The following is a 20,652-nucleotide window of genomic DNA, read 5'->3' as shown; positions in this document are numbered from 1 at the left end:
AGATGAGAATTCATTAGTCAAATGCATGCCTCTCAAGGTTTAATAATTATTTTGATGCTTTTTTCCGTATAACACACGGCGTTATCGGGAATATCTTTGTTGATAAAAGACATTGCGCCAATGGTGGTGTTATGACCAATCGTAATGCCATTTCCGATAATGCAGCAATTAGCACCGATATCGACATTGTCACCAATCATTATTTGTCTTGTCCCTTCATCAACTTTAATGCCGATAGTAGTATTTTGCCGAATCCGAACATTTTTCCCAATAATACAGTGGGGATTAATCACGATGCCGGTGAGGTGTGGAAGCCTGATCCCTTCTCCAACCTGCGCACCTAGCATGATCTCTATGCCATACTTTCTGATTAGCGAATAATTAATCTTACGGGCACGAGATTTACAAAAATGGCTTTCAGTAGCATACAAATAACTCGCAATACGCCACCAGAAAATGTACCGATGTTGAGGTTGTTTAATACATCTGAGTATTATCCGCCGCCAGGAAAATTCTCTTTTGTTTTTAAGAATATCTGCAGCTAAGTAGCAGGTTAATTGCTTATAGTGACTGTGCTTTACGCTCATCAGAATTGTGTTTTTTTGTTAGGGTGCATTACACAATCCTAACACAATCATGATGTTTGCTAAATTTCTTGCAAAAAAAAAACGCCTCCCGAGGGAAGCGTTCATCACTGAAAAACGTTCTGTAATTACTGAGCAGAAGCCAGTTCAGGTTGTTTTTCGTCCGTTTCGCGGTCAAGTGTCATGCGGTGCAGTTTAGATGCGGTAACCAACATCAGTACGGCAATCACGCCGGTCGCGATACCAATTTGCAGAAACACGTGGCTGTAGATTGCCAGTGAAGCATGCGCATCATCGATATCAGCAGGAACTGCGGTCAGGTTCGCCACATAACCTGCGATAATCGCAGCCGCGGCGGTTGTCAGGAACCATGCGCCCATGATGAAGCCCATCAAACGTTGTGGAACCAGCTGCGCCACCATCGCCAGACCCAGACCGGAAATCATCAGTTCACCGATACTCTGCAATGCATAGCTCAGAACCAGCCAGTTAACAGACACAATCCCGTGTTCGTTGGCGAGGCTTGCACCCCACGGCAGCACCAGGAACGCACCTGAACACAGCACCATCCCGATCGCAAATTTATGCGGCATTGGCATGCGGTCGCCCACTTTAGTGTAAACAGCGGCCAGAATCGGGCTGGCAACCATGATCCAGAACGGGTTCAGTGCCTGGAACTGCTCAGGCTGGAAGCTGATACCCAGCAGATCGTGACCTACGTTGTGGATTGCGAAGAAGTTGAGAGACGTTGGCATCTGGCTGTACAGCACGAAGAACACCACCGCTTCCATCATCAGCAGGAACGCAACAATCATCTTACGGCGTGCAATGCCTTGCATGGCGAAAGTTTCTTTCGCAAACACAATGATGATGCCGACAGAAACCACACCCAGAACCATACGTGCGATGGTTTGGTTATGCAGTAACCAGCTGGAAACAAACACCAACGCCACGACGCCAACCAGCACCATCAGTAATTTTTGGAACTGAAGTGGCGCGAAGTCTGGTTTTGAACCCTGACGTTTCACCCATTTACGGCAGAACAGGAAGTTCACGATAGTGATCAACATACCCACGACGCTCAGGGAGAACGCGACGCTCCAGCCATACTTCGCGGCCAGCCAAGGCGTGGCGAGCATAGAGAAGAATGAACCGATGTTGACCGACATATAATACATGGTGAATGCGCCATCAAGACGCGGGTCATCTTTTTCGTAGCAGGTAGAAAGCAATGAGGATGGGTTTGCTTTAAACAGGCCACTGCCGACGGCGATAGTCGCCATACCCAGATAAACCCAGAAGATTTCGTGGCCGGAATAGGCAACGAATGAATAACCCAGCGCCAGCACGATCGCACCCAGCACGATCACGCGTTTTGAACCCAGCACTTTATCGCCCAGCCAGCCGCCGATAGCCACGAAGCCATACACAAGCGCACTGAATGAGGAGAAGAGGGTAATGGAGTCAGCTTCACTCAGGCCAAGCATTTTGACCAGGTAAACCGCCATGATCCCTTGCAGGCCGTAGTAACCGAAACGCTCCCACAATTCGATGGAGAAAATCAGATAAAACGCTTTTGGCTGTTTGAATGCGTTCAGACTCACGCTTTCATTATTTGGTGTTTTGTTTGCAGTTGACACTCGTACCTCTGTTTATTCCTTTCGCCCGTGAATGGCGAAAACGCATAAGTGGCGCGAAATAAGCACCCTTTGCATTGTTATAAGATGGGATGACGGCAAGTAATGTTCACTATCTTCGTAAATGAGGCAAGGAGTTTGAAATGTATCGTTACATTTAACTTATCCGTCCTGATTAAACTATGTTCGAAATGTTATGCAGAATTAACGTTTATGTTTTCTAAATAGGCAATGTGAATATGTTGTATGAATAATAATCCGGAAGGCTATCTAGTTTTTGTTTTTCCTGAAAAGTCTTAAGTGGGCTTTTCGGCTGGAAAAATATGAATACGCAGTGAATACCCCTGGCTTGTGGTGATGTTTGTGGGGTTTTATGAATAAAATTGTGGCGGATGAAGTTCTAACCAGAGCAGCAAATAACCTGATGTGATTTGTCTCTCGTTTTAACACTAAATTTCCGATTGAAAATAAGATTAGTACGACTTATGACGGTTAGGCGGCGCAGGTATTTACATTTGATGGATTCGGCAGGCGAATGTCCTGCCGAAAAGAAGGGGTAAAGAATGAATGAAAAACGAGTCTGGTTTACCTGCTGAGCGTATCGCCTAACGTCTGAATAAGACGATTTGACCAGCTGAACAGGGCTGCGGTCAGCAGGATATCCAGAGATTGCGCTGCGCTGTAACCTGCGTCAGATAAACCGTGCAGGCGGCGTGCATCAAAACGTTCAGGTGTTCGTGTTAACGTAATCACGGCTTCCAGCAATGCGGCTTCTTTGGCATCAGCCTGTTTTTGCGAGACATAATCGACGGCGTCATCACGATGACTTTCTTTAAACAACTCACCGATCAACGTTTCATTTCCGCCTGCTTCCAGATAAAGGCGTCCGTGGATCCCTGCACAATACAAACAGCCGTTTAACTGTGATGTCGTTACTGCCGATAATTCACGCCATGCGGCTTTAGGGCGTTCCCCGGCCTGCATAATATTGTTGAACACGGCCGAAAATTCGCTAAGTGCATCCGCGTCATGCACCAGCAGGGTATAGAAAGAAGAAGAACGGGCATCCGGTGCGATCAAATCCAGCACATCCTGCTGGTGACGACTGGCGGTTTGCGGCACCACTTCCGGCAAGCGTGACGTCCATTGCAGCATCGCCAGTGAGAATCCTTTTTGCTCGCAGCCTTCCGGCGACGGGAATCCTGGTAACACAGCCGCAGCACGGCCACGAAGACCGTTCAGAACGGCCAGCACGCGCGCCTGATAACAGACAAAACCAATGAGTTGCGTGAACGTGACAATATCGCGCGTGCTCAGCCCCACGTCGTATAGCTGACTGAGCATCGGTGCGGTAATTAACGTGGGTTGCGTGGCGAGCAGGCGGGCGAACTGGGTAATGTGGGTCTGGCGGATGTTACTTTCACGAGAGGCATCGGGGCTGGAAAGGGGGGCGAGGCGGGCAGCGTAATGGCTACAAAGACATTGCACGCCGCTCACCTGTGCGACGGTCAGCGCGCTGCTGAGGCGGTCATATAACGACAAGGTTTCGGTGCGCGAAACGCTCAGGCTGTTCGGGAAGAGCACGTCGTAACAGGCGCGGGAAGCGCGCAGCAAACCCTGGCGGTCGTTAATCAGCGGGCGAAGCGTCGGGTCGAGCTGGTTTTCCAGTCCGAGTAAAAAGCGATCCTGAATCAACGCGGCATGAGGATCGAGTGGCAGGTGACCATACTGGCTGGATTGTGTTTCGTGATACCAGCCGCTGTGCGCGGCCTTGCGTTGTTGTTCCATGATCGGGTCCTTTGCTTCAAGCCTGTCACTCAGGCGAATTTACAGACCCTATCCTTGCCGATACCGCTGTCGAGATAAAATAATGTTAAGCGATAAATCATAGCGAAATGGAATAGAAGACCGTGAATATTCCAGATGAAGGGATTTCGGCAGACGTTTTATCGACATTTTGTGAAATTGCAGCCATAAAAAAACCGGCTCAGGGAACTTGTGCCGGTTTTAGTGCCAAAACACGTAAGGGATCTTCTGTGTCAGTTCCCGTCGCGACGCCAGGCATCGGCAGTTAATGCCTCGCCAAAATGGCTGGAGATGAGCCGTTTGGTGAGATCATGAAGCGGTGCGGCGAGTACTTCAGCCGTGTTTCCCCGCTCAACCACTTCGCCTTCGTGCATCACCAGCACCTGATCGCTGATGTGTTTCATCATCCCCAAATGTTGCGTCACGTAAATGTAGGAAATACCCTGTTTTTCCTGCAATTCAAGCATCATGTTGATGATTTGCGAACGCATGGACATATCGAGTGACGCCAGCGCTTCATCGGCAACAATCACTTTCGGTTGAAGGATTAAAGCGCGCGCCAGTGCGACACGCTGCTTTTGCCCGGAGGCCAGCATATGCGGGTAATAAAACGCGTGATCCGGCAACATACCCACCAGTCGTAACGTCTGGTTGATACGCTGTTCGCGCTGCTGGGCATCCATTTCGCTGTTGAGGCGCAGCGGTGCTTCAAGCAACTGGCCGATGCGCTGACGCGGGTTCAGCGACGTACTCGGATCCTGAAAAATCATGCGGATTTGCTGGCTGCGGAAACGGTAATCGCGAAATTCCAGCGGATGCTCATCTATCAGGATTTCACCGCCGCTCGGTTCAACCATGCCCGACAACATTTTTGCCAGCGTGGATTTACCTGAACCGTTCTCTCCAATAATCGCCAGCGTCTGTTTCTCACGCAGCGTGAAGCTGACAGGCTTCACGGCATCGAGATCCATTTTGCGGAACAGGCCGGTGCGATAACGGAACGTTTTGCTCAGATTGCGGACTTCAAGCAAGGTCTCGCCCATTATTGCTCCTCCATATTCAGTGGAAAGTGACAGGCAAATGCATGAGTTTTTGCCAGACGAAGGCGCGGAGTTTCAATGCATTTTTTCTGCGCGTAAGGGCAGCGAGGCCCCAGACGGCAGCCAATCGGCAAATGCTCCAGCGAAGGAATCGCACCCGGCAGCGTATTCAGGCGGCTTTTGTGCGGTAGCGAGCGGCCAAAGTCCGGCATCGCGCGGATCAGCGCCTGCGTATAAGGATGATGCGGTGCGGCCAGCAAATCTTCGCATATAGCGCTTTCAACCGTTTGCCCGCAATACAGCACGTTAATGCGGTTGGCCCATTTGCTCATCATTTGCAGGTCGTGGCTGATGAGCAAAATGGTGGTGTTATTGTTCTGGTTTAGCCGTGCCAGAAGGCGAAAGATCTGCGCCTGTGTGGTCGGCTCCATGGCGTTGGTCGGTTCATCCGCAATCAGCAGACGCGGCTGATTGGCAAGCGCGATGGCAATCATCACTTTCTGACATTCGCCTTCAGTCAGTTCATAAGGATAACTGGCCATAATGTCTTTATGATCTTTAATCCCGACGCGGTGCAGCAATTCAATGGCGCGCTTTTTCCGCCATTTCCAGCGCTGATACCAGCGGCCTTTGTATGTCCAGCCGGGTATGGCCTGAATCAGCTGACGGCCAATGTTTTCCGATGGATCCAGACAGGATTGTGGTTCCTGGAAAATCATTGATACGTTCTGGCCGACCAGCTTGCGGCGTTCGCGCGGGGACAGCGTCAGCAGATCAATATCATCAAAACGCATCCGGTCAGCGGTCACACGCCAGTTGTCTTTAGTGACGCCGCAGATAGCTTTGGCAATCAGGCTTTTACCAGAACCGGATTCGCCCACCAGCCCGCGAACTTCACCGGCATTTAGCGTAATACTCACGCGATCGACGGCTTTTACCGGGCCGTCGGCAGTCATAAATTCGATAGTCAGGTTACGGATATCAAGTAACGGCATTATTCCACCCCTGCATTAATCGCCCGGCGTACACCATCGCCCAGCAGATTGATGAGCAGCACGCTGATAAGGATTGCTGCGCCTGGCAACATTACCGTCCAGGGCGCGACGTAAACCAGCTCCAGCGAATCGCCGAGCATGGCACCCCATTCCGGTGACGGAAGCTGCGCGCCTAAATCCAGAAAACCTAACGCGGCTATGTCCAGAATGGCCATCGACAGCGCACGGGTAAATTCGGTCGCCAGTACCGCGACAATATTGGGCAGCACCGCGTAACGCAGGATTTGCCAGGTTGAAGCCCCGTCCAGACGCACGGCCACCACATACTCTTTTTCCAGTTCATCATGCACGGCGCTGTAAATCGTGCGGGAAATTCGTGGCAACAGTGCCAGCCAGACGGCCAGCATAGCGTGTTCAAGTTTCGGGCCGATAAAGGCCACGACCACAATCGCCAGCAGCAGGGAAGGGATGGACAGCAGCGTATCGAGAATATGATTGAGGATCGCTGATTTCAGCCCGCGGGTAATGCCTGCCAGCACGCCGATAATTACGCCGCACAGCGATGCCGCGAGGGTGATCACCAGCGCACCGCCGATGGTCGGTGCCGCGCCGGTTAGCATCCGGCTGAGTAAATCGCGGCCTAAATCGTCGGTACCGAGGAAGAATGAAACATTCCCATAGCGCGACCACGACGGCGGCAGCAACTGGTAGCCGAGGAATTGCTGATCAAGCGCATACGGCGCCAGCAGATGACCGAAAACACACAGGAACAGCAGCCCCAGCACGCCGTAGAATCCGATCATCGACAGCGTATCGCGATAAAAAATCCCCCACGTATGACGCAGCGGACTGGGCACCTGTTTTTCACGGTATACGTTATCGAAGGGCATACCATTCCTTATGTTTCAATGGGTTCATCAGGGCACCGAGAATGTCTGAAAGCACGTTGACGACTATCACCAGCGAGCCCACGACCATCACACCGGCGGAAATCGCGGCGTAATCTTGCTGGCGGATCGCGTTGATCAGCCAGCGCCCAATGCCCGGCCAGTTAAAGACCACTTCCGTAATCATCGCCAGCGTCAGCATAGTGGAAAATTGCAAACCCAGTTTTGGGATAATCGGCGGCAGCGCATTGTGTAAAACATGACGACGGATAATGGTAAAGCGCGACAGCCCGCGGGTTGCAGCGGCTTTCACGTAGTTTTTCGCCAGCACGTCATCAGTGGAAATCCGCATCAGGCGGATCACTTCCGTGGTCGGCGCAACGGCCAGCGCGGCAATCGGCAAAATCATGTGGCGGATCGCGCTGATGATCATCTCGTGGCGGTACGGCGAATGCGAAAGCCAGGCATCGACCAGCGTCAGGCCGGTCACGGTTTTCAACTGATACAGTAAATCAAGACGACCAGAGACCGGTAGCCAGCCGAGCTGTAATGAGAAGAACAGCATCAGCAGAACGGCCAGCCAGAAAACAGGAATCGAGAAACCGAGTAATGCCAGGCTGCTGATCGCCACATCCGGCCATTTTCCGCGCATTACGCCCGCCAGAATCCCCAGCGGGATCCCGACGAACAGCGCCAGCGCAAAGGCCAGAACGCACAGTTCCATGGTGGCCGGGAATACCGCTTTCAGCTGATAAGTAATACTTTCGCCGTTGATGCTCGAAACGCCAAAATCAAACTGGCACAGACCCATAAAATAGAAGCGATAGGCATCCCACAAAGACGCACCGCGCAGCGGCGCATTCGGCGTGAAATAGCTCAGGCTGAACGCCACCAGACTGAGGAAAAACAGCGTGACCAGCAGCAACAAAATGCGGCGTAACGTGAAGATAATCATGGGGCTTTCCTTCCTTCGTCATCACGGAAGACGCCTGCGAATGAAGAGTTGCCGAACGGACTCAGAACCAGGCCTTTGATGTCGTAACGGTAAGCCTGAAGGCGTAGCGAGGAAGCCAGCGGCAGCACCGGTAATTCCTGTTCGAGGATTGTTTGTGCCTGTTGATAAAACTCAATGCGCTGGGAAAGCTGCTGCGACAACAGGCCCTGACGCAGTAATTCATCAAACGCCGGATCACACCAGTGAGCATAGTTGGTCTGAGAATGAATCGCTGCACAGCTGAGCATCGGGCGGAAGAAACTGTCCGGGTCATTACTGTCCGTCGACCAGCCTGTCAGCGTCAGGTCATGGTTCATCTCCATCAGCTTGGCTTCCTGGAAACGGCCTTCAACCGGCACAATCGTCACTTTAATCCCCACCTGTGCTAAATCCGCCTGAATAAGCTCAGCGGTTTTCAGCGGGCTCGGGTTAAACGACTGCGATGCCGTCGGCACCCACAAATGCAGATTCAGTTTTTCCTGCCCGAGATCTTTGAGGATTTGTCTGGCTTTGGCCGGATTGTATTCCGTCACCTGCGCATTGCTGTCATACGCCCACGAGGCGCGCGGCAAAATTGACGCCGCCGTTTCTGCCGTACCGTAATAAATCGACTGCATCAGACGCTGGTTATTAATAGAAAGCGCAACGGCCTGACGGATACGCGGATCGTTAAGCGGCGCTTTATTGGTATTAAACGCCAGATAGGCGACGTTCATGCCCGGACGCAGGGAAAGGCGCAGGCGCGGATCTTCGCGCAAAATCGACAGCTGGCTGGCCGCCGGATACGCCAGAACATCACACTCACCGGTAAGCAATTTAGACAAACGTCCTGTGCCGCCGACGCCCATGTCGATCACAATCTGCGCCATGCGCGGCGTGCCTTTCCAGTATTGCCCGTTGCGTTCAAGACGCACGTACTGGCCGGTGCGGTATTCGCCCAGCTGGAACGGGCCGGTGCCGACAGGCTGGCGATCTATTTCTTCTTCATTGCCTGATTTTGTCAAACTGGCCGCATATTCAGCGGAAAGCACCGGTGAGTAATGGGTCGCCAGATGCCAGAGGAAAGAGGCATCGGGGTTATTCAGGCGAAACTCGACCGTGTAGTCATCAAGCTTTTTGATGCTTTTCACCGTTTTGGCAAACTGCAAACTGTCGAAATACGGGTACTCTTCGCCGTTAACCCCGTGGAAATGATTATTCGGATCAATGATGCGCTGGAAGCTGAACACCACATCATCGGCGTTCATTTTACGTGAAGGTACAAATCCGCTGGTTTTCTGAAAAGGCACATCTTTGCGCAGATGAAAACGGTAGGTTGCGCCATCGTCGAGCACTTCCCAGCTCTGCGCCAGTTCAGGGATCAGGCGATAGGTATACGGGTCAACGTCCAGCAGACGGTCGTAAAGCTGTGCGGCGAGCGTATCAATAATCAGCCCGCTGCTGGCTTTTTGCGGATTGAAGGTATTGACCATACCGTTGACGCAATAGACAAAGCCGCTCTGGCGAATATCGCTATCCGTTGCGCTGGCAACCGTCGGGCTGGCATGTGTTGGAGCAGTCTCAGCAAACACTGCTGTGGACAAACTGCTCAGTAAAAGCATCCACAAAGTTAGACGACGCATAAAGGCTTCAAAGTTAAGGTGCAATGCCTTAAGTGTACCGTACTCTGCGAGGTACCCCAATCCATTGCACAAAACAGGGTGAAATCCTGCGGCATTTCGCGCAGTTTTTATCCGTTCTTTCAGAAAACCCTTGAAATCGCGCTGACATTGTTATGTTATATTATAACAATAATCGCAGGCGAAGTATTTTGCCTGCGCGGTCTTTTGATTCGAGGTTAATTATGTCTTTACTGCCCGTCACCGTGCTTTCCGGTTTCCTTGGCGCGGGAAAAACTACCGTGTTGAACCATATCCTGAATAATCGTCAGGGCATGCGCGTAGCGGTGATTGTCAATGATATGAGCGAAGTAAATATTGATGCCTCGCTGGTCGCGAACGAAGTTACGCTCGACCGCCAGCAGGAAAAACTGGTGGAAATGAGCAACGGCTGCATCTGCTGCACGTTGCGGGAAGATTTACTGATTTCCGTGCGCGAACTGGCACAGGCGGGGCGGTTTGATTATCTGCTGATTGAATCGAGCGGGATCTCAGAGCCGCTGCCGGTGGCGGAAACCTTTACGTTTGAAGATGAAAACGGCGAAAGCCTTTCACAATTTGCGCGGCTGGATACGCTGGTCACCGTCGTGGATGGCGTCAATTTTATGCAGCAATATCAGGAGGCTCGCAGCGTTCAGGAGGCGGGTGAAAGTCTGGGTGAGGACGACGCACGCAGCGTGACCGATCTCCTGATTGATCAAATTGAATTTTGTAACGTGTTGCTGGTGAGCAAAACGGATCTGCTCGACAGCCAGCAGCAGCGTGAAGTGATCGCGCTACTGCAAAGCCTGAACCCGGCAGCGCAAATCATTCCTATATCACCGGGCAGTTTGCCGCTGGAAAATGTACTCAATACCGGTCTTTTCGATTTCGCCGCAGCGCAGCAGGCACCAGGCTGGCTCAAGGAACTGCGTGGTGAACATACGCCGGAAACCGAGGAGTACGGTATCAGCAGTTTTGTCTACACCGCGCGCCGGCCATTTGATCCAGATAAATTCTATCGCGTGGTACATGGCGACTGGGGCGGCGGGACGTTATTGCGGTCGAAAGGCTTTTTCTGGCTGGCGACACGCCCCCGTTTTGCAGGGCAATGGAGTCAGGCGGGCGGGATCGTGCGATATGGCATGGCGGGGATTTTCTGGCGTGCATTGCCTGAAAATGACTGGCCGCAGGATGAAGAAACTCGTCAGCAAATTATGGAGAAGTGGGTCGAGCCGTTTGGCGATATGCGTCAGGAGCTGGTATTCATCGGTCAGCATCTGGATAAGGAAGAGATTATTCACCGGCTGGATGCCTGCCTGCTGAGTGAGCAGCAAATGGCCGAAGGGATCGACAGCTGGATGGCAATGGCCGATCCTTTCCCGGAGTGGTAGTCCGTAATGATGCTAAGGTTGTTCAAAAAGTAGCCTTAAAAACCGTGTGGTAATGAGAAATATTCTCAACAAAGTGCTTTACAGACGATACTGAGAACCATTATCATTCTTTTCACCGGACGAGAGGTGTCCCGCCAGGGGCGTTAATCGCGAGGTACGACATTGCTCACATTGCTTCCAGTATTACTTAGCCAGCTCGGGTGCTGGCTTTTTTTTGCCTGTTATTTAGTCACTTTCCTGCGAATTCACCTGTATTCCGTGCTTTTTCAACATTCCGCGTAACTGATGATACGTCACGTTAAGCTGCTCAGCGGCCTTGCGCTGGTTGAAACGCGCCTGCCGCAACGCCAGCTCAATCAGATTTTTTTCCTGACCGGTGACCCACTGTTTCAGATCCAGCGGCAACGCCGGTAACGAAACACTCTCACGCGGTTCCTCCGGTGCGGAATACGCCGTCCGCTGAGCAAACGGATTCAGAATAATGTTATCTAGCGGAAAATCGCTGGTGCCGTGCCGGTACATTGAACGCTCCACGACGTTTTTCAGTTCGCGGATATTCCCCGGCCAGCGATAGCGCATCAGCGTTTCGCGGGCATGTTCGGTAAAACCGGGGAATAGCGGCAGAGAAAGTTCTCGGCACATCTGGATGGCAAAATGCTCCGCCAGCAACATGATGTCCTGCTGGCGCTCACGCAGCGGCGGAAGCTGAACGACGTCAAACGCCAGGCGGTCAAGCAAATCCGCGCGGAATTTTCCGGCGGCGGCCAGTGCCGGAAGATCATCATTCGTCGCGCACACCAGACGAACATCGACCTGTAACGGCTGGCTGCCGCCGACGCGTTCCAGATGTCCGTATTCGATCACGCGCAATAATTTTTCCTGCACCAGCATCGGCGCGGTCGCGAGTTCATCAAGAAATAACGTGCCGCCGTCTGCCCGTTCAAAGCGCCCGAGATGACGCTTCTGCGCGCCGGTAAACGCTCCTGCTTCGTGGCCGAACAGCTCGGAATCCAGCAGATTTTCATTGAGTGCGGCGCAGTTCAGCGAAATGAACGGCCCCTGCCAGCGCGGTGACAGATAATGCAGACGGTGCGCGATGAGTTCCTTACCGCTGCCGCGTTCACCGGTCACCAGCACCGGTTTATTCAGTTTCGCCAGTTGCGAAACCTGTTCCAGAACTTCGATAAACGCATTGGCTTCGCCGAGTAAATTGTCTGTATTATCAGTCATGAGGCTTTCCTTGCGTGGTGAAACACACTAACTCTTAGTGAAAATAATCATCTTGGAAATTAAGCATAGCAGAGAAGAAAATAAAAAATTCAATTTATTCATGAAGATAATGATTTTAAAAAGTTGGCACGGATCCTGATATAGGTTTATCGCCACGGATGAAAATTTTCCTGCGGCTTTAACCGGTAAACAATTGGCCGGAAACCAAACAGAATCAAAGAGGAATTTCGATTATGGGTATTTTTTCTCGCTTCGCTGACATCATTAACGCCAACATCAACACCTTGCTGGATAAAGCAGAAGATCCGCAAAAACTGGTTCGTCTGATGATTCAGGAAATGGAAGACACGCTGGTGGAACTACGTTCAACCTCCGCCCGCGCGCTGGCAGAAAAGAAACAGCTGATCCGTCGCATTGAACAGGGTGAATCCCAGCAGATTGAATGGCAGGACAAAGCCGAACTGGCCCTGCGTAAAGACAAAGACGATCTGGCGCGTGCGGCGCTGATTGAGAAACAGAAATTGTCCGAGCTGGTGGCGACGCTGAAAAATGAAGTGACCGTCGTAGAAGAAACGCTGGATCGCATGAAATCAGAAATTGGCGAGCTGGAAAGCAAACTGACTGAAACCCGTGCCCGCCAGCAGGCGCTGACGTTACGTCACCAGGCGGCAGCCTCTTCGCGTGACGTTCGTCGCCAGCTCGACAGCGGTAAAATTGATGAAGCGATGGCGCGTTTTGAGCAGTTCGAACGCCGCATCGATCATATGGAAGCAGAAGCGGAAAGCGTCAGTATTGGCAAAAAGAAATCGCTGGATCAGCAGTTTGCTGAGCTGAAAGCCGACGATGAAATCAGCGCGCAAATTGCTGCCCTGAAAGCCAAAATGAACGGTAATCAGGACGCGTAATTTTCCGGCAAACCTGCCTGTCCGCAGGCAGGTTATACGGGGTTAACGCACCCATAAGACTCATCAGAATTAAGGATAAATAATGAGCTTCCTGTTTTTAGCAATTCCGCTGACTATTTTTGTTTTATTCGTGGCGCCTGTCTGGTTATGGCTTCACTACAGCAACCGCCAGCAAAATGGCAGTCAGCTCAGTCAGCATGAGATACAAAATCTCTCGAGCCTGACACTTGAAGCGCAGCGCATGCGTGAACGTATTCAGGCACTGGAAGAAATTCTGGACGCCGAGCATCCGGGCTGGAGGCAATCATAATGGCGACGCGTTTGTCTGAGAAAAAACTCTACCGCGTGCCGGAAGAGGGCGTGGTGAAGGGTGTGCTGGCCGGGCTTTCGCACTATCTCGGTGTACCGGTCAAACTTCTGCGCATCATGGCGGTGTTGTCGGTCTTTTTCGGCCTGTTCATGTTCACGCTGGTGGCTTACATCATTCTGAGTTACGTGCTGGATCCGGTTCCAGCCAGCGAATATGACGAGGAAACCGCGCCATCGCCGCGCAGTTTACTCGAAGAAGCCGACCGCGAGCTGAAAGCCAGCGAGCAGCGTTTGCGGCAGGTTGAACGTTACGTCACCTCAGAAACTTTTGGCGTACGCAGCCGCTTTCGCCAGCTTTAGCCCGATTCTTCGCTACGCCTCTGGCCGCCGGACAACGCTCCGGCTGCTATATTTCCCTCACGTCCGCTTAAGGAAACCTTATGGCCCGTTACCTGAATTCCCCGCTGCCGGGTAAGAGCAGCTGGTTTTCCAAAATTCTCAGCGTGGTCATCACGCTGGCGCTGACCTTTGGTCCGGCCGGGCTGGCGGCGCGTGTGCTGGGCGTGGTGGGAAAAGGCCCACTCAGGTACGTTTTGGCACTACTATTAGAACCGCTATTTAAACGAATTTTGACCGCGCTGTTTGGGCGCTACGCCAGGGAGAGCAATGAAAAGACTACAAAACGAGTTTAATTCACTGATCAATCGCGGGATGGACAGACATCTGCGGCTGGCCGTCACCGGTTTAAGCCGCAGCGGAAAAACGGCCTTTATCACCGCATTCGTTAACCAGCTTTTACACATGCACAGTGGCGCACGTTTGCCGCTGTTTTCGGCTGCGCGGGAAGAACGGCTGCTCGGCGTGAAGCGTGTTCCGCAGCGTGATTTGGGCGTGTCGCGCTTTGCTTATGATGAAGGCCTGGCGTCACTTTACGGCACGCCGCCTGCGTGGCCGACGCCAACGCGCGGTGTCAGTGAAATCCGGCTGGCGCTGCGTTACCGCTCTAACGATTCCCTGCTTCGCCACTTCAAAGACACCTCGACGCTGTATCTGGAAATTGTCGATTATCCGGGCGAATGGCTGCTGGATTTGCCGATGCTGGAGCAAAATTATCTCGACTGGTCACGCCAGATGGCGGGGCTGTTACAGGGCGATCGCGCTGAATGGGCGAAGCCGTGGCTGGAACTGTGCCAGCAATGTGACCCGCTGGCACCCGCCGATGAAAATCTGCTGGGCACGATTGCGCAGGCGTATACCGATTACCTGATCCGCTGCAAAACCGAAGGCCTGCACTTCATTCAGCCGGGGCGTTTTGTTCTGCCGGGCGATTTAGCCGGTGCGCCGGCATTGCAGTTTTCCCCGTGGCCGGAAATGCATCAGTACAACGACGCACAGCTGGCGCAGGCGGATAAAAACAGCAATCTTGGCATGCTGCGCGCGCGGTTTGATTATTACTGCCAGAACATCGTGAAAGGTTTCTACAAAGAACACTTTGTCCGCTTTGACCGCCAGATTGTGCTGGTGGATTGCCTCCAACCGCTCAACAGCGGGCCGCAGGCGTTTAACGATATGCGTCTGGCGCTGACTCAGCTGATGCAAAGTTTCCATTACGGTAAACGCACGTTGTTCCGCCGCCTGTTTAATCCGTGCATTGATAAACTGATGTTTGCGGCCACCAAAGCCGACCACATCACCGGCGATCAGCATGCGAATCTGGTTTCGCTGTTGCAGCAACTGGTGCAGGAAGCCTGGCAAAATGCGGCCTTCGAAGGCATCAGCATGGACTGCGCCGGGCTGGCTTCCGTTCAGGCGACCGAAACCGGCAGGGTGGAATATCAGGGGCAAAGCCTTCCCGCGCTTAAAGGCCATCGTTTACAGGATGGCGCGCCGCTGACGGTGTTCCCCGGCGAAGTGCCTGCACGTTTACCGGGCGCGGCATTCTGGCAAAAACAAGGTTTTCACTTTGACGAGTTTCGTCCGCGCGAAATGAGCACGGACACGCCGTTGCCGCACATCCGTCTGGACGCGGTGATGGAGTTTTTACTGGGAGATAAAATGCGATGAGCGAACCGTTAAAACCGCGTATCGATTTTGAAACGGAATTAAAAGCGCCTGCTGACCCGGTGATCAAACCGGCGCTGGCCTTTGACGAAATGATTTCAGAACGCTTTATTCCGGTGACCGCCGGAACCGACGAACAGCATGAAGAGGGCGAAGCCGAAGCGGTACTCAGCCGTGCGCTCAAACCGCGCCGCAGTTTATGGGGCAAAATTGTGCGTCTTGGTGTTGCGGTGCTGGGTATCAGTGTCGTCGCGCAGGGCGTGCAATGGGTGCATCAGGCTTGGGTTCAGCAGGATTGGGTGGCGCTTGGTGCCTGCACGGCGGGCGGCCTGATCATCGTCGCGGGCGTGGGCTCCGTGGCGACTGAGTGGCGTCGTCTGTATCGTCTGCGTCAGCGCGCTGATGAACGTGATGTGGCGCGGGATTTACTGCACAGCCACGGGCTGGGGCAGGGGCGCGCATTCTGCGAAAAACTGGCTGCGCAGGCCGGGCTGGATAACAGCCATCCGGCATTGCAACGCTGGCAGGCGTCACTGCATGAAACGCAAAACGACCGTGAAGTGGTCGAACTTTATGCCCGCTTAGTCCAGCCGGTTCTGGATGCGCAGGCGCGCCGGGAAATCAGCCATTCTGCCGCGGAATCTGCGCTGATGATCGCCGTCAGCCCGCTGGCGCTGGTGGATATGGCCTTTATCGCCTGGCGAAACCTGCGCCTGGTGAATCGCATCGCGGTGCTTTACGGCATCGAACTGGGTTATTACAGCCGCATCCGGTTATTCCGTCTGGTACTGCTGAATATGGCATTTGCCGGCGCGTCCGAACTGGTACGCGAAGTGGGCATGGACTGGATGTCGCAGGATCTGGCGGCGCGCCTTTCTGCCCGTGCTGCGCAAGGTATCGGAGCCGGTTTGCTGACCGCGCGTCTGGGTATCAAAACAATGGAACTTTGCCGTCCGCTGCCGTGGCTGGAAGGTGACAAACCTAAACTCGGCGATTTCCGTAAGGAACTGGTCGGTAAGCTGAAAAACAGCATGGTGAAAACGGATAAAACGAAAGCCGGTGTTTAACCGTTAAGATATAAAAAAGCCCCGCGTGAGCGGGGCCTGGATTACGCTGAATAACCTTTAATCACTAGGTCGTCAGATAGTTCTGTGCTTTAGCAAGACCATCGGAAATTTGTGAATACGCTTTGTTCACCGCATTACTGGTGTCACTTACCGCGTCCTGACCAAAGTTTGAGAGGCGATCGGCAACTTTATTGATATCTTCCGACCAACCCGCACCATTAACCATTTCAATATCATGTTCTGTTAATTGTTTCATCTTAGGCCTTCCTTTTAATCTGTTAAAGCAAGTCCCCGAAAATCCGGGGGCGATGAAAACATTGAGTAATGCTATGGAGATAATTTTTACGCAATGTCTTCACGGGGATTAAGCCTAGAACACCACGACTTGAATTAGACTAGGAATAATCTCCTAAGTGGAAAGTTGAAGTTAAGCTATTGTTTTAAAATTGAATTAATAGTTAATAAAATTTGCATAATTTATTTTCCGGACAAAAATTAATCTTATTCACTTTGGGTATTATTAATTCCGGGTGATTGAGGTAATGTCTTTCGATGATATTGAGTGATGACAATTTCACCATGAAAATAAACGATCATCCTGTTTCAGAGTAATCGCGGTGGCAGGCCATTTTCTGGCTGCTATCTTTTTGGGATTCTGTTTTTCCGGATCACAAAATATGCTCTTTCGCAAAGAGGTGAATGATCATCAGCAAAACCACTGGACGGGTAAGGCTTTATTACTTGCTGGCTGGCCTTTATGGATTGTGACTTCGCTGACAGCCATTTTTATATTGGCTCTACTGATATTCCTAATCTTCGCAAACTACACCCGACGAATTAATGTCAGTGGTGAAATTATTACTCAGCCGCATAGCATCAATTTATTCAGCCCGGAACAGGGCGTGGTTACCGGTTTGTATGTTGATACCGGGAAACCGGTGAAAAAAGGCCAGCCGCTCTATGAAATTGACGTCAGCCGGGTGACGCAGGCGGGGAATGTCAGCACCACCACACTGGCTGCCATTAAAAAACAACGTGAGCAAATTGACGCCATCATTGTGCAGCTTCAGCACAATAAGCAGGAAACGCTGGAAAACCTGCAACAGCAGCTCGACCAGTACCAGAAGGCGCATCAGGTGTCACAAAGCATGGTGGATTCCGCGCAGGAAGGGCTGGATGCCATGAAAAAAAGCATGCAGAACTACGGTGCGTATCAGAAAAAAGGGCTGATCAATACTGACCAGCTGAACAACCAGCGATATCTGTTCTATCAGCAACAAACCTCGTTCCAGAGCCTGAACACGCAGGCAATTCAGGAAGCCTTACAGATAACCAATCTGCGCAGCGAGCTGGTCACCCGCGCGGCCGAATTTGATAACCAGATTTCGCAATATGGTTATCAGCGCAACGATCTGGAGCGCCAGCTGGCGCAGGCCGATGCGAAAGGTTCTTTGCTAATTACCGCGCCGACTTCCGGCAAGATTTCCTCGCTGAGCGTCACGCCGGGTCAGATGGTTAACGCCGGTGACAGCCTGGCGCAGCTGGTGCCAGCCAAAAATTCCCCGTTCTTCCTGGTCGCGTGGCTGCCAAATGAAAGCGTGCCTTACGTGAAAGCCGGTGAGCATATCAACATCCGCTACGAAGCCTATCCGTTTGAAAAATATGGCCAGTTCCCCGGCAAGGTCGAGTCTATTTCTTCAGCTCCCGTTTCCGAACAGGAGCTGAATACCTACGCCAGCGTGCCGCGCACGGCCAACGGTACGGTCAGCGGGCCCTATTACAAAGTGATTGTTTCACTGGATAAAAAAGCCATGAACTGGCACGGCGAAACGCTGAACTTATCCAGCGGCATGAAAGCCGAATCAACCTTATTCCTGGAGAAAAGGCCGCTGTATCAGTGGATGTTGTCTCCGTATTACAGCATGAAGAAAAGCGTGGTGGGGCCAATCAATGAATCTCGATAACGTACGCGAGCTGGCTGACCGCCTGCATTTCAGCTGGCGCAACCGGGTGCCGCAAATTATTCAGACCGAAGCCGCCGAATGCGGGCTGGCCTGTCTGGCGATGGTGTGCGGCTATCACGGCAAACACGTTGATTTGCAAAGTTTGCGTCAGCGCTATGGCATTTCGTCGCGAGGCGCCACGCTACGCACACTGATGGATATTGCTACCGCCAATGAACTGAAATCCCGTGCGCTGAAGCTGGACATCGACGAACTGAGCGCCCTGAAAACGCCGTGCATTTTGCACTGGGATCTTAACCATTTCGTGGTGCTGGTTGGCGTGAAGCAGGGCAAGGTGATTATTCATGACCCGGCATTCGGCCGGCGTTCGTTGGGTATGCGCGAAGTGTCGGAGCACTTCACCGGCGTCGCGCTGGAGCTGTGGCCGGACAACGGTTTCACCCGTGAAAAACCGCGTGACCGGCTGGACTTGCGCAAAATGATGGGCAACGTCAGCGGCCTGATGCCTGCGCTGACCAAGATTTTCTGCCTGTCACTGATGATTGAATCGGTCAACCTGCTGCTGCCGGTTGGGATGCAGCTGGTCATGGACCACGTGATCCCGGCGAAAGATCCGGATCTGCTGACGCTGATTTGCCTCGGTTTGCTGTTCTTCATTATTTTCCGCACCGGCGTCAGTATGTTGCGCGCCTGGACGTCGCTGGTCATGAGCACGCTGATTGACGTGCAGTGGAAAGCACGGCTGTTTGACCATCTGCTGAAACTGCCGCTCGACTACTTCGAAAAGCGCAAACTCGGCGATATTCAGTCGCGCTTTGCCTCGCTCGATACCTTGCGCACTACACTGACGACCAACGTCGTGAACAGCATTATCGACGGCATTATGTCGGTCGGGCTGATCGTCATGATGGTGCTGTACGGTGGCTGGCTGATTTGGGTGATCCTCGGGTTTACCGCCGTTTACGTGGTGTTCCGCCTCACGACGTACAATGCCTATCGTCAGGTTTCGGAAGAACAAATCGTAAAAGGTGCGCGTGCCGGTTCGCATTTTATGGAAACGCTGTACGGCATCAGTACGCTGAAAGCACTGGGTTTATCGAAAGCGCGTGCCAACTTCTGGCTTAACCTGAACGTTGATAATGCCAATGCGACGGTGCGTAAAACTAAGTTTGAAATGATGTTCACCGGTGGGAACACGCTGATCGCCACGCTCGATCAGGTCGCGCTGCTGTGGCTGGGCGCGACGCAGGTAATCGACGGGCACATGACGCTCGGGATGTTCGTCGCGTTCAATACCTATCGCGGGCAATTTTCTGAACGCGCGGCGAACCTGCTGAACATGGTGTTACAGCTGCGGATGCTTTCGCTGCATCGCGACCGTATCGCGGATATTGCGCTGACGGATACCGAGAAATCCCTGCCGGAGCGCGAGTTGCTGCGGGCGGGCGAAGCAGCGTCACTGGACGTGCGGGATCTGGTCTTTCATTACGACAGCCTTTCCGCGCCGCTGATTAACGGCCTGAACCTGTCGGTGGCGGCGGGGGAAAGTGTGGCGATCACCGGGCCGTCGGGGCAGGGGAAAACCACGCTGATGAAAATTATGACCGGTTTACTCTCGCCAACCGAAGGCCGCATCCTGATCAACGGCATGGATATCACCACCGCCGGGCTGAACAATTACCGCAGCTGCATCGCCTGTGTGTTACAGGATGATACGCTTTTCGCCGGTTCTATCGCCGAGAACATCGCCAGCTTTGATGAGGCAAAAGACGAAGAGCGGATCATGGATTGCGCGCGGCGCTGCAACATTCATGACGACATCGAACGGATGCCAATGGGCTACGAAACGTTGATCAGCGAACTGGGCGGCAGTTTGTCCGGCGGCCAGAAACAGCGGCTGCTGATTGCCCGCGCGTTGTATCGTCGTCCGGCCATTTTGTTCCTCGATGAAGCGACCAGCCATCTGGATCTCGACAATGAAGCGCGTATCAATCAGGCGATTAGCGAGCTGGATATCACGCGGATATTTATCGCGCACCGGCCATCGACGATTGCCTCAGCCGATCGTGAGATAAAACTCGGTTAAATCCTCACTCCGGCGATCCCCTGAATGGTGATCGCCTTTCCAAAAATGCGGCCTCT

The 20,652-nt window shown here is 52.7% G+C and carries 19 protein-coding genes; 9 read left to right on the top strand and 10 right to left on the bottom strand.

Annotated elements, in window-relative coordinates; translation table 11 throughout:
* Positions 1-32: 32 nt before the first annotated feature.
* The 8 genes from ACLBVC_RS15420 to sapA form a co-directional block, all read right to left on the bottom strand.
* On the bottom strand, positions 33-587 hold the full coding sequence (locus tag ACLBVC_RS15420) for a serine acetyltransferase (RefSeq protein ID WP_410150349.1): 555 nt from the start codon (positions 585-587) through the stop codon (positions 33-35).
* 125 nt (positions 588-712) lie between these two features.
* A complete protein-coding gene (dtpA, locus tag ACLBVC_RS15415; RefSeq protein ID WP_410150348.1) occupies positions 713-2,224 on the bottom strand; it encodes a dipeptide/tripeptide permease DtpA in 1,512 nt (503 codons plus the stop codon).
* A gap of 582 nt (positions 2,225-2,806) precedes the next feature.
* Entirely contained in the window at positions 2,807-4,009 is a 1,203-nt protein-coding gene (locus tag ACLBVC_RS15410; protein ID WP_410150347.1) for a CMD domain-containing protein, read from the bottom strand.
* 251 nt (positions 4,010-4,260) lie between these two features.
* Complete coding sequence (gene sapF / locus ACLBVC_RS15405; RefSeq protein WP_152325749.1) at positions 4,261-5,070, bottom strand: putrescine export ABC transporter ATP-binding protein SapF; 810 nt, start codon at positions 5,068-5,070, stop codon at positions 4,261-4,263.
* Positions 5,070-6,062 (bottom strand): putrescine export ABC transporter ATP-binding protein SapD, encoded by a 993-nt coding sequence (gene sapD / locus ACLBVC_RS15400; protein ID WP_410150346.1) that lies wholly within the window; start codon positions 6,060-6,062, stop codon positions 5,070-5,072. Before sapD ends, sapF begins: the two co-directional genes overlap by 1 nt.
* Complete coding sequence (gene sapC, locus ACLBVC_RS15395) at positions 6,062-6,952, bottom strand: putrescine export ABC transporter permease SapC (RefSeq protein ID WP_165056933.1); 891 nt, start codon at positions 6,950-6,952, stop codon at positions 6,062-6,064. Before sapC ends, sapD begins: the two co-directional genes overlap by 1 nt.
* A complete protein-coding gene (gene sapB / locus ACLBVC_RS15390) occupies positions 6,939-7,904 on the bottom strand; it encodes a putrescine export ABC transporter permease SapB (RefSeq protein WP_152325752.1) in 966 nt (321 codons plus the stop codon). Before sapB ends, sapC begins: the two co-directional genes overlap by 14 nt.
* Complete coding sequence (gene sapA, locus ACLBVC_RS15385) at positions 7,901-9,565, bottom strand: ABC transporter substrate-binding protein SapA (RefSeq protein ID WP_410150345.1); 1,665 nt, start codon at positions 9,563-9,565, stop codon at positions 7,901-7,903. Before sapA ends, sapB begins: the two co-directional genes overlap by 4 nt.
* Positions 9,566-9,786: 221 nt before the next feature.
* Here sapA and zigA point away from each other — a divergent pair, with 221 nt between their 5' ends.
* Positions 9,787-10,974, top strand: coding sequence for a zinc metallochaperone GTPase ZigA (zigA, locus tag ACLBVC_RS15380; protein WP_410150344.1), 1,188 nt, complete (start codon positions 9,787-9,789; stop codon positions 10,972-10,974).
* Positions 10,975-11,199: 225 nt separating this feature from the next.
* On the opposite strand, the gene pspF is transcribed toward zigA, so the two are convergent.
* Positions 11,200-12,204: a phage shock protein operon transcriptional activator gene (gene pspF / locus ACLBVC_RS15375; protein ID WP_410150343.1), complete on the bottom strand. Its 1,005-nt coding sequence runs from the start codon at positions 12,202-12,204 to the stop codon at positions 11,200-11,202.
* Positions 12,205-12,437: 233 nt separating this feature from the next.
* On the opposite strand from pspF, the gene pspA reads away from it, so the two are divergent.
* The 6 genes from pspA (at position 12,438) to ACLBVC_RS15345 (ending at position 16,546) form a co-directional block, all read left to right on the top strand.
* A complete protein-coding gene (gene pspA / locus ACLBVC_RS15370) occupies positions 12,438-13,109 on the top strand; it encodes a phage shock protein PspA (RefSeq protein ID WP_410150342.1) in 672 nt (223 codons plus the stop codon).
* A gap of 82 nt (positions 13,110-13,191) precedes the next feature.
* Positions 13,192-13,419: an envelope stress response membrane protein PspB gene (gene pspB / locus ACLBVC_RS15365; RefSeq protein ID WP_410150341.1), complete on the top strand. Its 228-nt coding sequence runs from the start codon at positions 13,192-13,194 to the stop codon at positions 13,417-13,419.
* A complete protein-coding gene (gene pspC, locus ACLBVC_RS15360; protein WP_101077027.1) occupies positions 13,419-13,778 on the top strand; it encodes an envelope stress response membrane protein PspC in 360 nt (119 codons plus the stop codon). The genes pspB and pspC overlap by 1 nt, the downstream gene beginning before the upstream one ends.
* An 80-nt stretch (positions 13,779-13,858) precedes the next feature.
* Entirely contained in the window at positions 13,859-14,110 is a 252-nt protein-coding gene (locus tag ACLBVC_RS15355) for a phage shock protein PspD (protein WP_101077026.1), read from the top strand.
* Entirely contained in the window at positions 14,085-15,482 is a 1,398-nt protein-coding gene (locus ACLBVC_RS15350) for a YcjX family GTP-binding protein (RefSeq protein WP_410150340.1), read from the top strand. Before ACLBVC_RS15355 ends, ACLBVC_RS15350 begins: the two co-directional genes overlap by 26 nt.
* Positions 15,479-16,546: a TIGR01620 family protein gene (locus ACLBVC_RS15345; RefSeq protein WP_410150339.1), complete on the top strand. Its 1,068-nt coding sequence runs from the start codon at positions 15,479-15,481 to the stop codon at positions 16,544-16,546. Before ACLBVC_RS15350 ends, ACLBVC_RS15345 begins: the two co-directional genes overlap by 4 nt.
* 64 nt (positions 16,547-16,610) lie before the next feature.
* Here ACLBVC_RS15345 and ACLBVC_RS15340 read toward each other — a convergent pair whose 3' ends face one another.
* On the bottom strand, positions 16,611-16,802 hold the full coding sequence (locus ACLBVC_RS15340) for a chemotaxis protein (protein WP_195814489.1): 192 nt from the start codon (positions 16,800-16,802) through the stop codon (positions 16,611-16,613).
* A 421-nt stretch (positions 16,803-17,223) separates the two neighbouring features.
* On the opposite strand from ACLBVC_RS15340, the gene ACLBVC_RS15335 reads away from it, so the two are divergent.
* Positions 17,224-18,510, top strand: coding sequence for an HlyD family secretion protein (locus ACLBVC_RS15335; RefSeq protein ID WP_410150338.1), 1,287 nt, complete (start codon positions 17,224-17,226; stop codon positions 18,508-18,510).
* Complete coding sequence (locus ACLBVC_RS15330) at positions 18,497-20,596, top strand: peptidase domain-containing ABC transporter (RefSeq protein ID WP_410150337.1); 2,100 nt, start codon at positions 18,497-18,499, stop codon at positions 20,594-20,596. The genes ACLBVC_RS15335 and ACLBVC_RS15330 overlap by 14 nt, the downstream gene beginning before the upstream one ends.
* Positions 20,597-20,652: the final 56 nt, after the last annotated feature.

This window comes from Rahnella selenatireducens (assembly GCF_046449555.1).
Classification (GTDB): domain Bacteria; phylum Pseudomonadota; class Gammaproteobacteria; order Enterobacterales; family Enterobacteriaceae; genus Rahnella; species Rahnella selenatireducens.
The sequence above is the reverse complement of the archived record's forward strand: the minus strand, read 5'-3'. Positions and strand labels throughout refer to the sequence as shown.

Coding starts and splice junctions, on each gene's coding strand:
- ACLBVC_RS15355 (WP_101077026.1), top strand. CDS start 13,859: ATGGCCCGTTACCTGAATTCCCCGCTGCCGGGTAAGAGCAGCTGGTTT.
- ACLBVC_RS15420 (WP_410150349.1), bottom strand. CDS start 587: ATGAGCGTAAAGCACAGTCACTATAAGCAATTAACCTGCTACTTAGCT.
- ACLBVC_RS15410 (WP_410150347.1), bottom strand. CDS start 4,009: ATGGAACAACAACGCAAGGCCGCGCACAGCGGCTGGTATCACGAAACA.
- pspF (WP_410150343.1), bottom strand. CDS start 12,204: ATGACTGATAATACAGACAATTTACTCGGCGAAGCCAATGCGTTTATC.
- ACLBVC_RS15350 (WP_410150340.1), top strand. CDS start 14,085: ATGAAAAGACTACAAAACGAGTTTAATTCACTGATCAATCGCGGGATG.
- ACLBVC_RS15340 (WP_195814489.1), bottom strand. CDS start 16,802: ATGAAACAATTAACAGAACATGATATTGAAATGGTTAATGGTGCGGGT.
- sapB (WP_152325752.1), bottom strand. CDS start 7,904: ATGATTATCTTCACGTTACGCCGCATTTTGTTGCTGCTGGTCACGCTG.
- pspC (WP_101077027.1), top strand. CDS start 13,419: ATGGCGACGCGTTTGTCTGAGAAAAAACTCTACCGCGTGCCGGAAGAG.
- ACLBVC_RS15335 (WP_410150338.1), top strand. CDS start 17,224: ATGCTCTTTCGCAAAGAGGTGAATGATCATCAGCAAAACCACTGGACG.
- sapC (WP_165056933.1), bottom strand. CDS start 6,952: ATGCCCTTCGATAACGTATACCGTGAAAAACAGGTGCCCAGTCCGCTG.
- pspA (WP_410150342.1), top strand. CDS start 12,438: ATGGGTATTTTTTCTCGCTTCGCTGACATCATTAACGCCAACATCAAC.
- pspB (WP_410150341.1), top strand. CDS start 13,192: ATGAGCTTCCTGTTTTTAGCAATTCCGCTGACTATTTTTGTTTTATTC.
- sapF (WP_152325749.1), bottom strand. CDS start 5,070: ATGGGCGAGACCTTGCTTGAAGTCCGCAATCTGAGCAAAACGTTCCGT.
- ACLBVC_RS15345 (WP_410150339.1), top strand. CDS start 15,479: ATGAGCGAACCGTTAAAACCGCGTATCGATTTTGAAACGGAATTAAAA.
- sapD (WP_410150346.1), bottom strand. CDS start 6,062: ATGCCGTTACTTGATATCCGTAACCTGACTATCGAATTTATGACTGCC.
- ACLBVC_RS15330 (WP_410150337.1), top strand. CDS start 18,497: ATGAATCTCGATAACGTACGCGAGCTGGCTGACCGCCTGCATTTCAGC.
- sapA (WP_410150345.1), bottom strand. CDS start 9,565: ATGCGTCGTCTAACTTTGTGGATGCTTTTACTGAGCAGTTTGTCCACA.
- zigA (WP_410150344.1), top strand. CDS start 9,787: ATGTCTTTACTGCCCGTCACCGTGCTTTCCGGTTTCCTTGGCGCGGGA.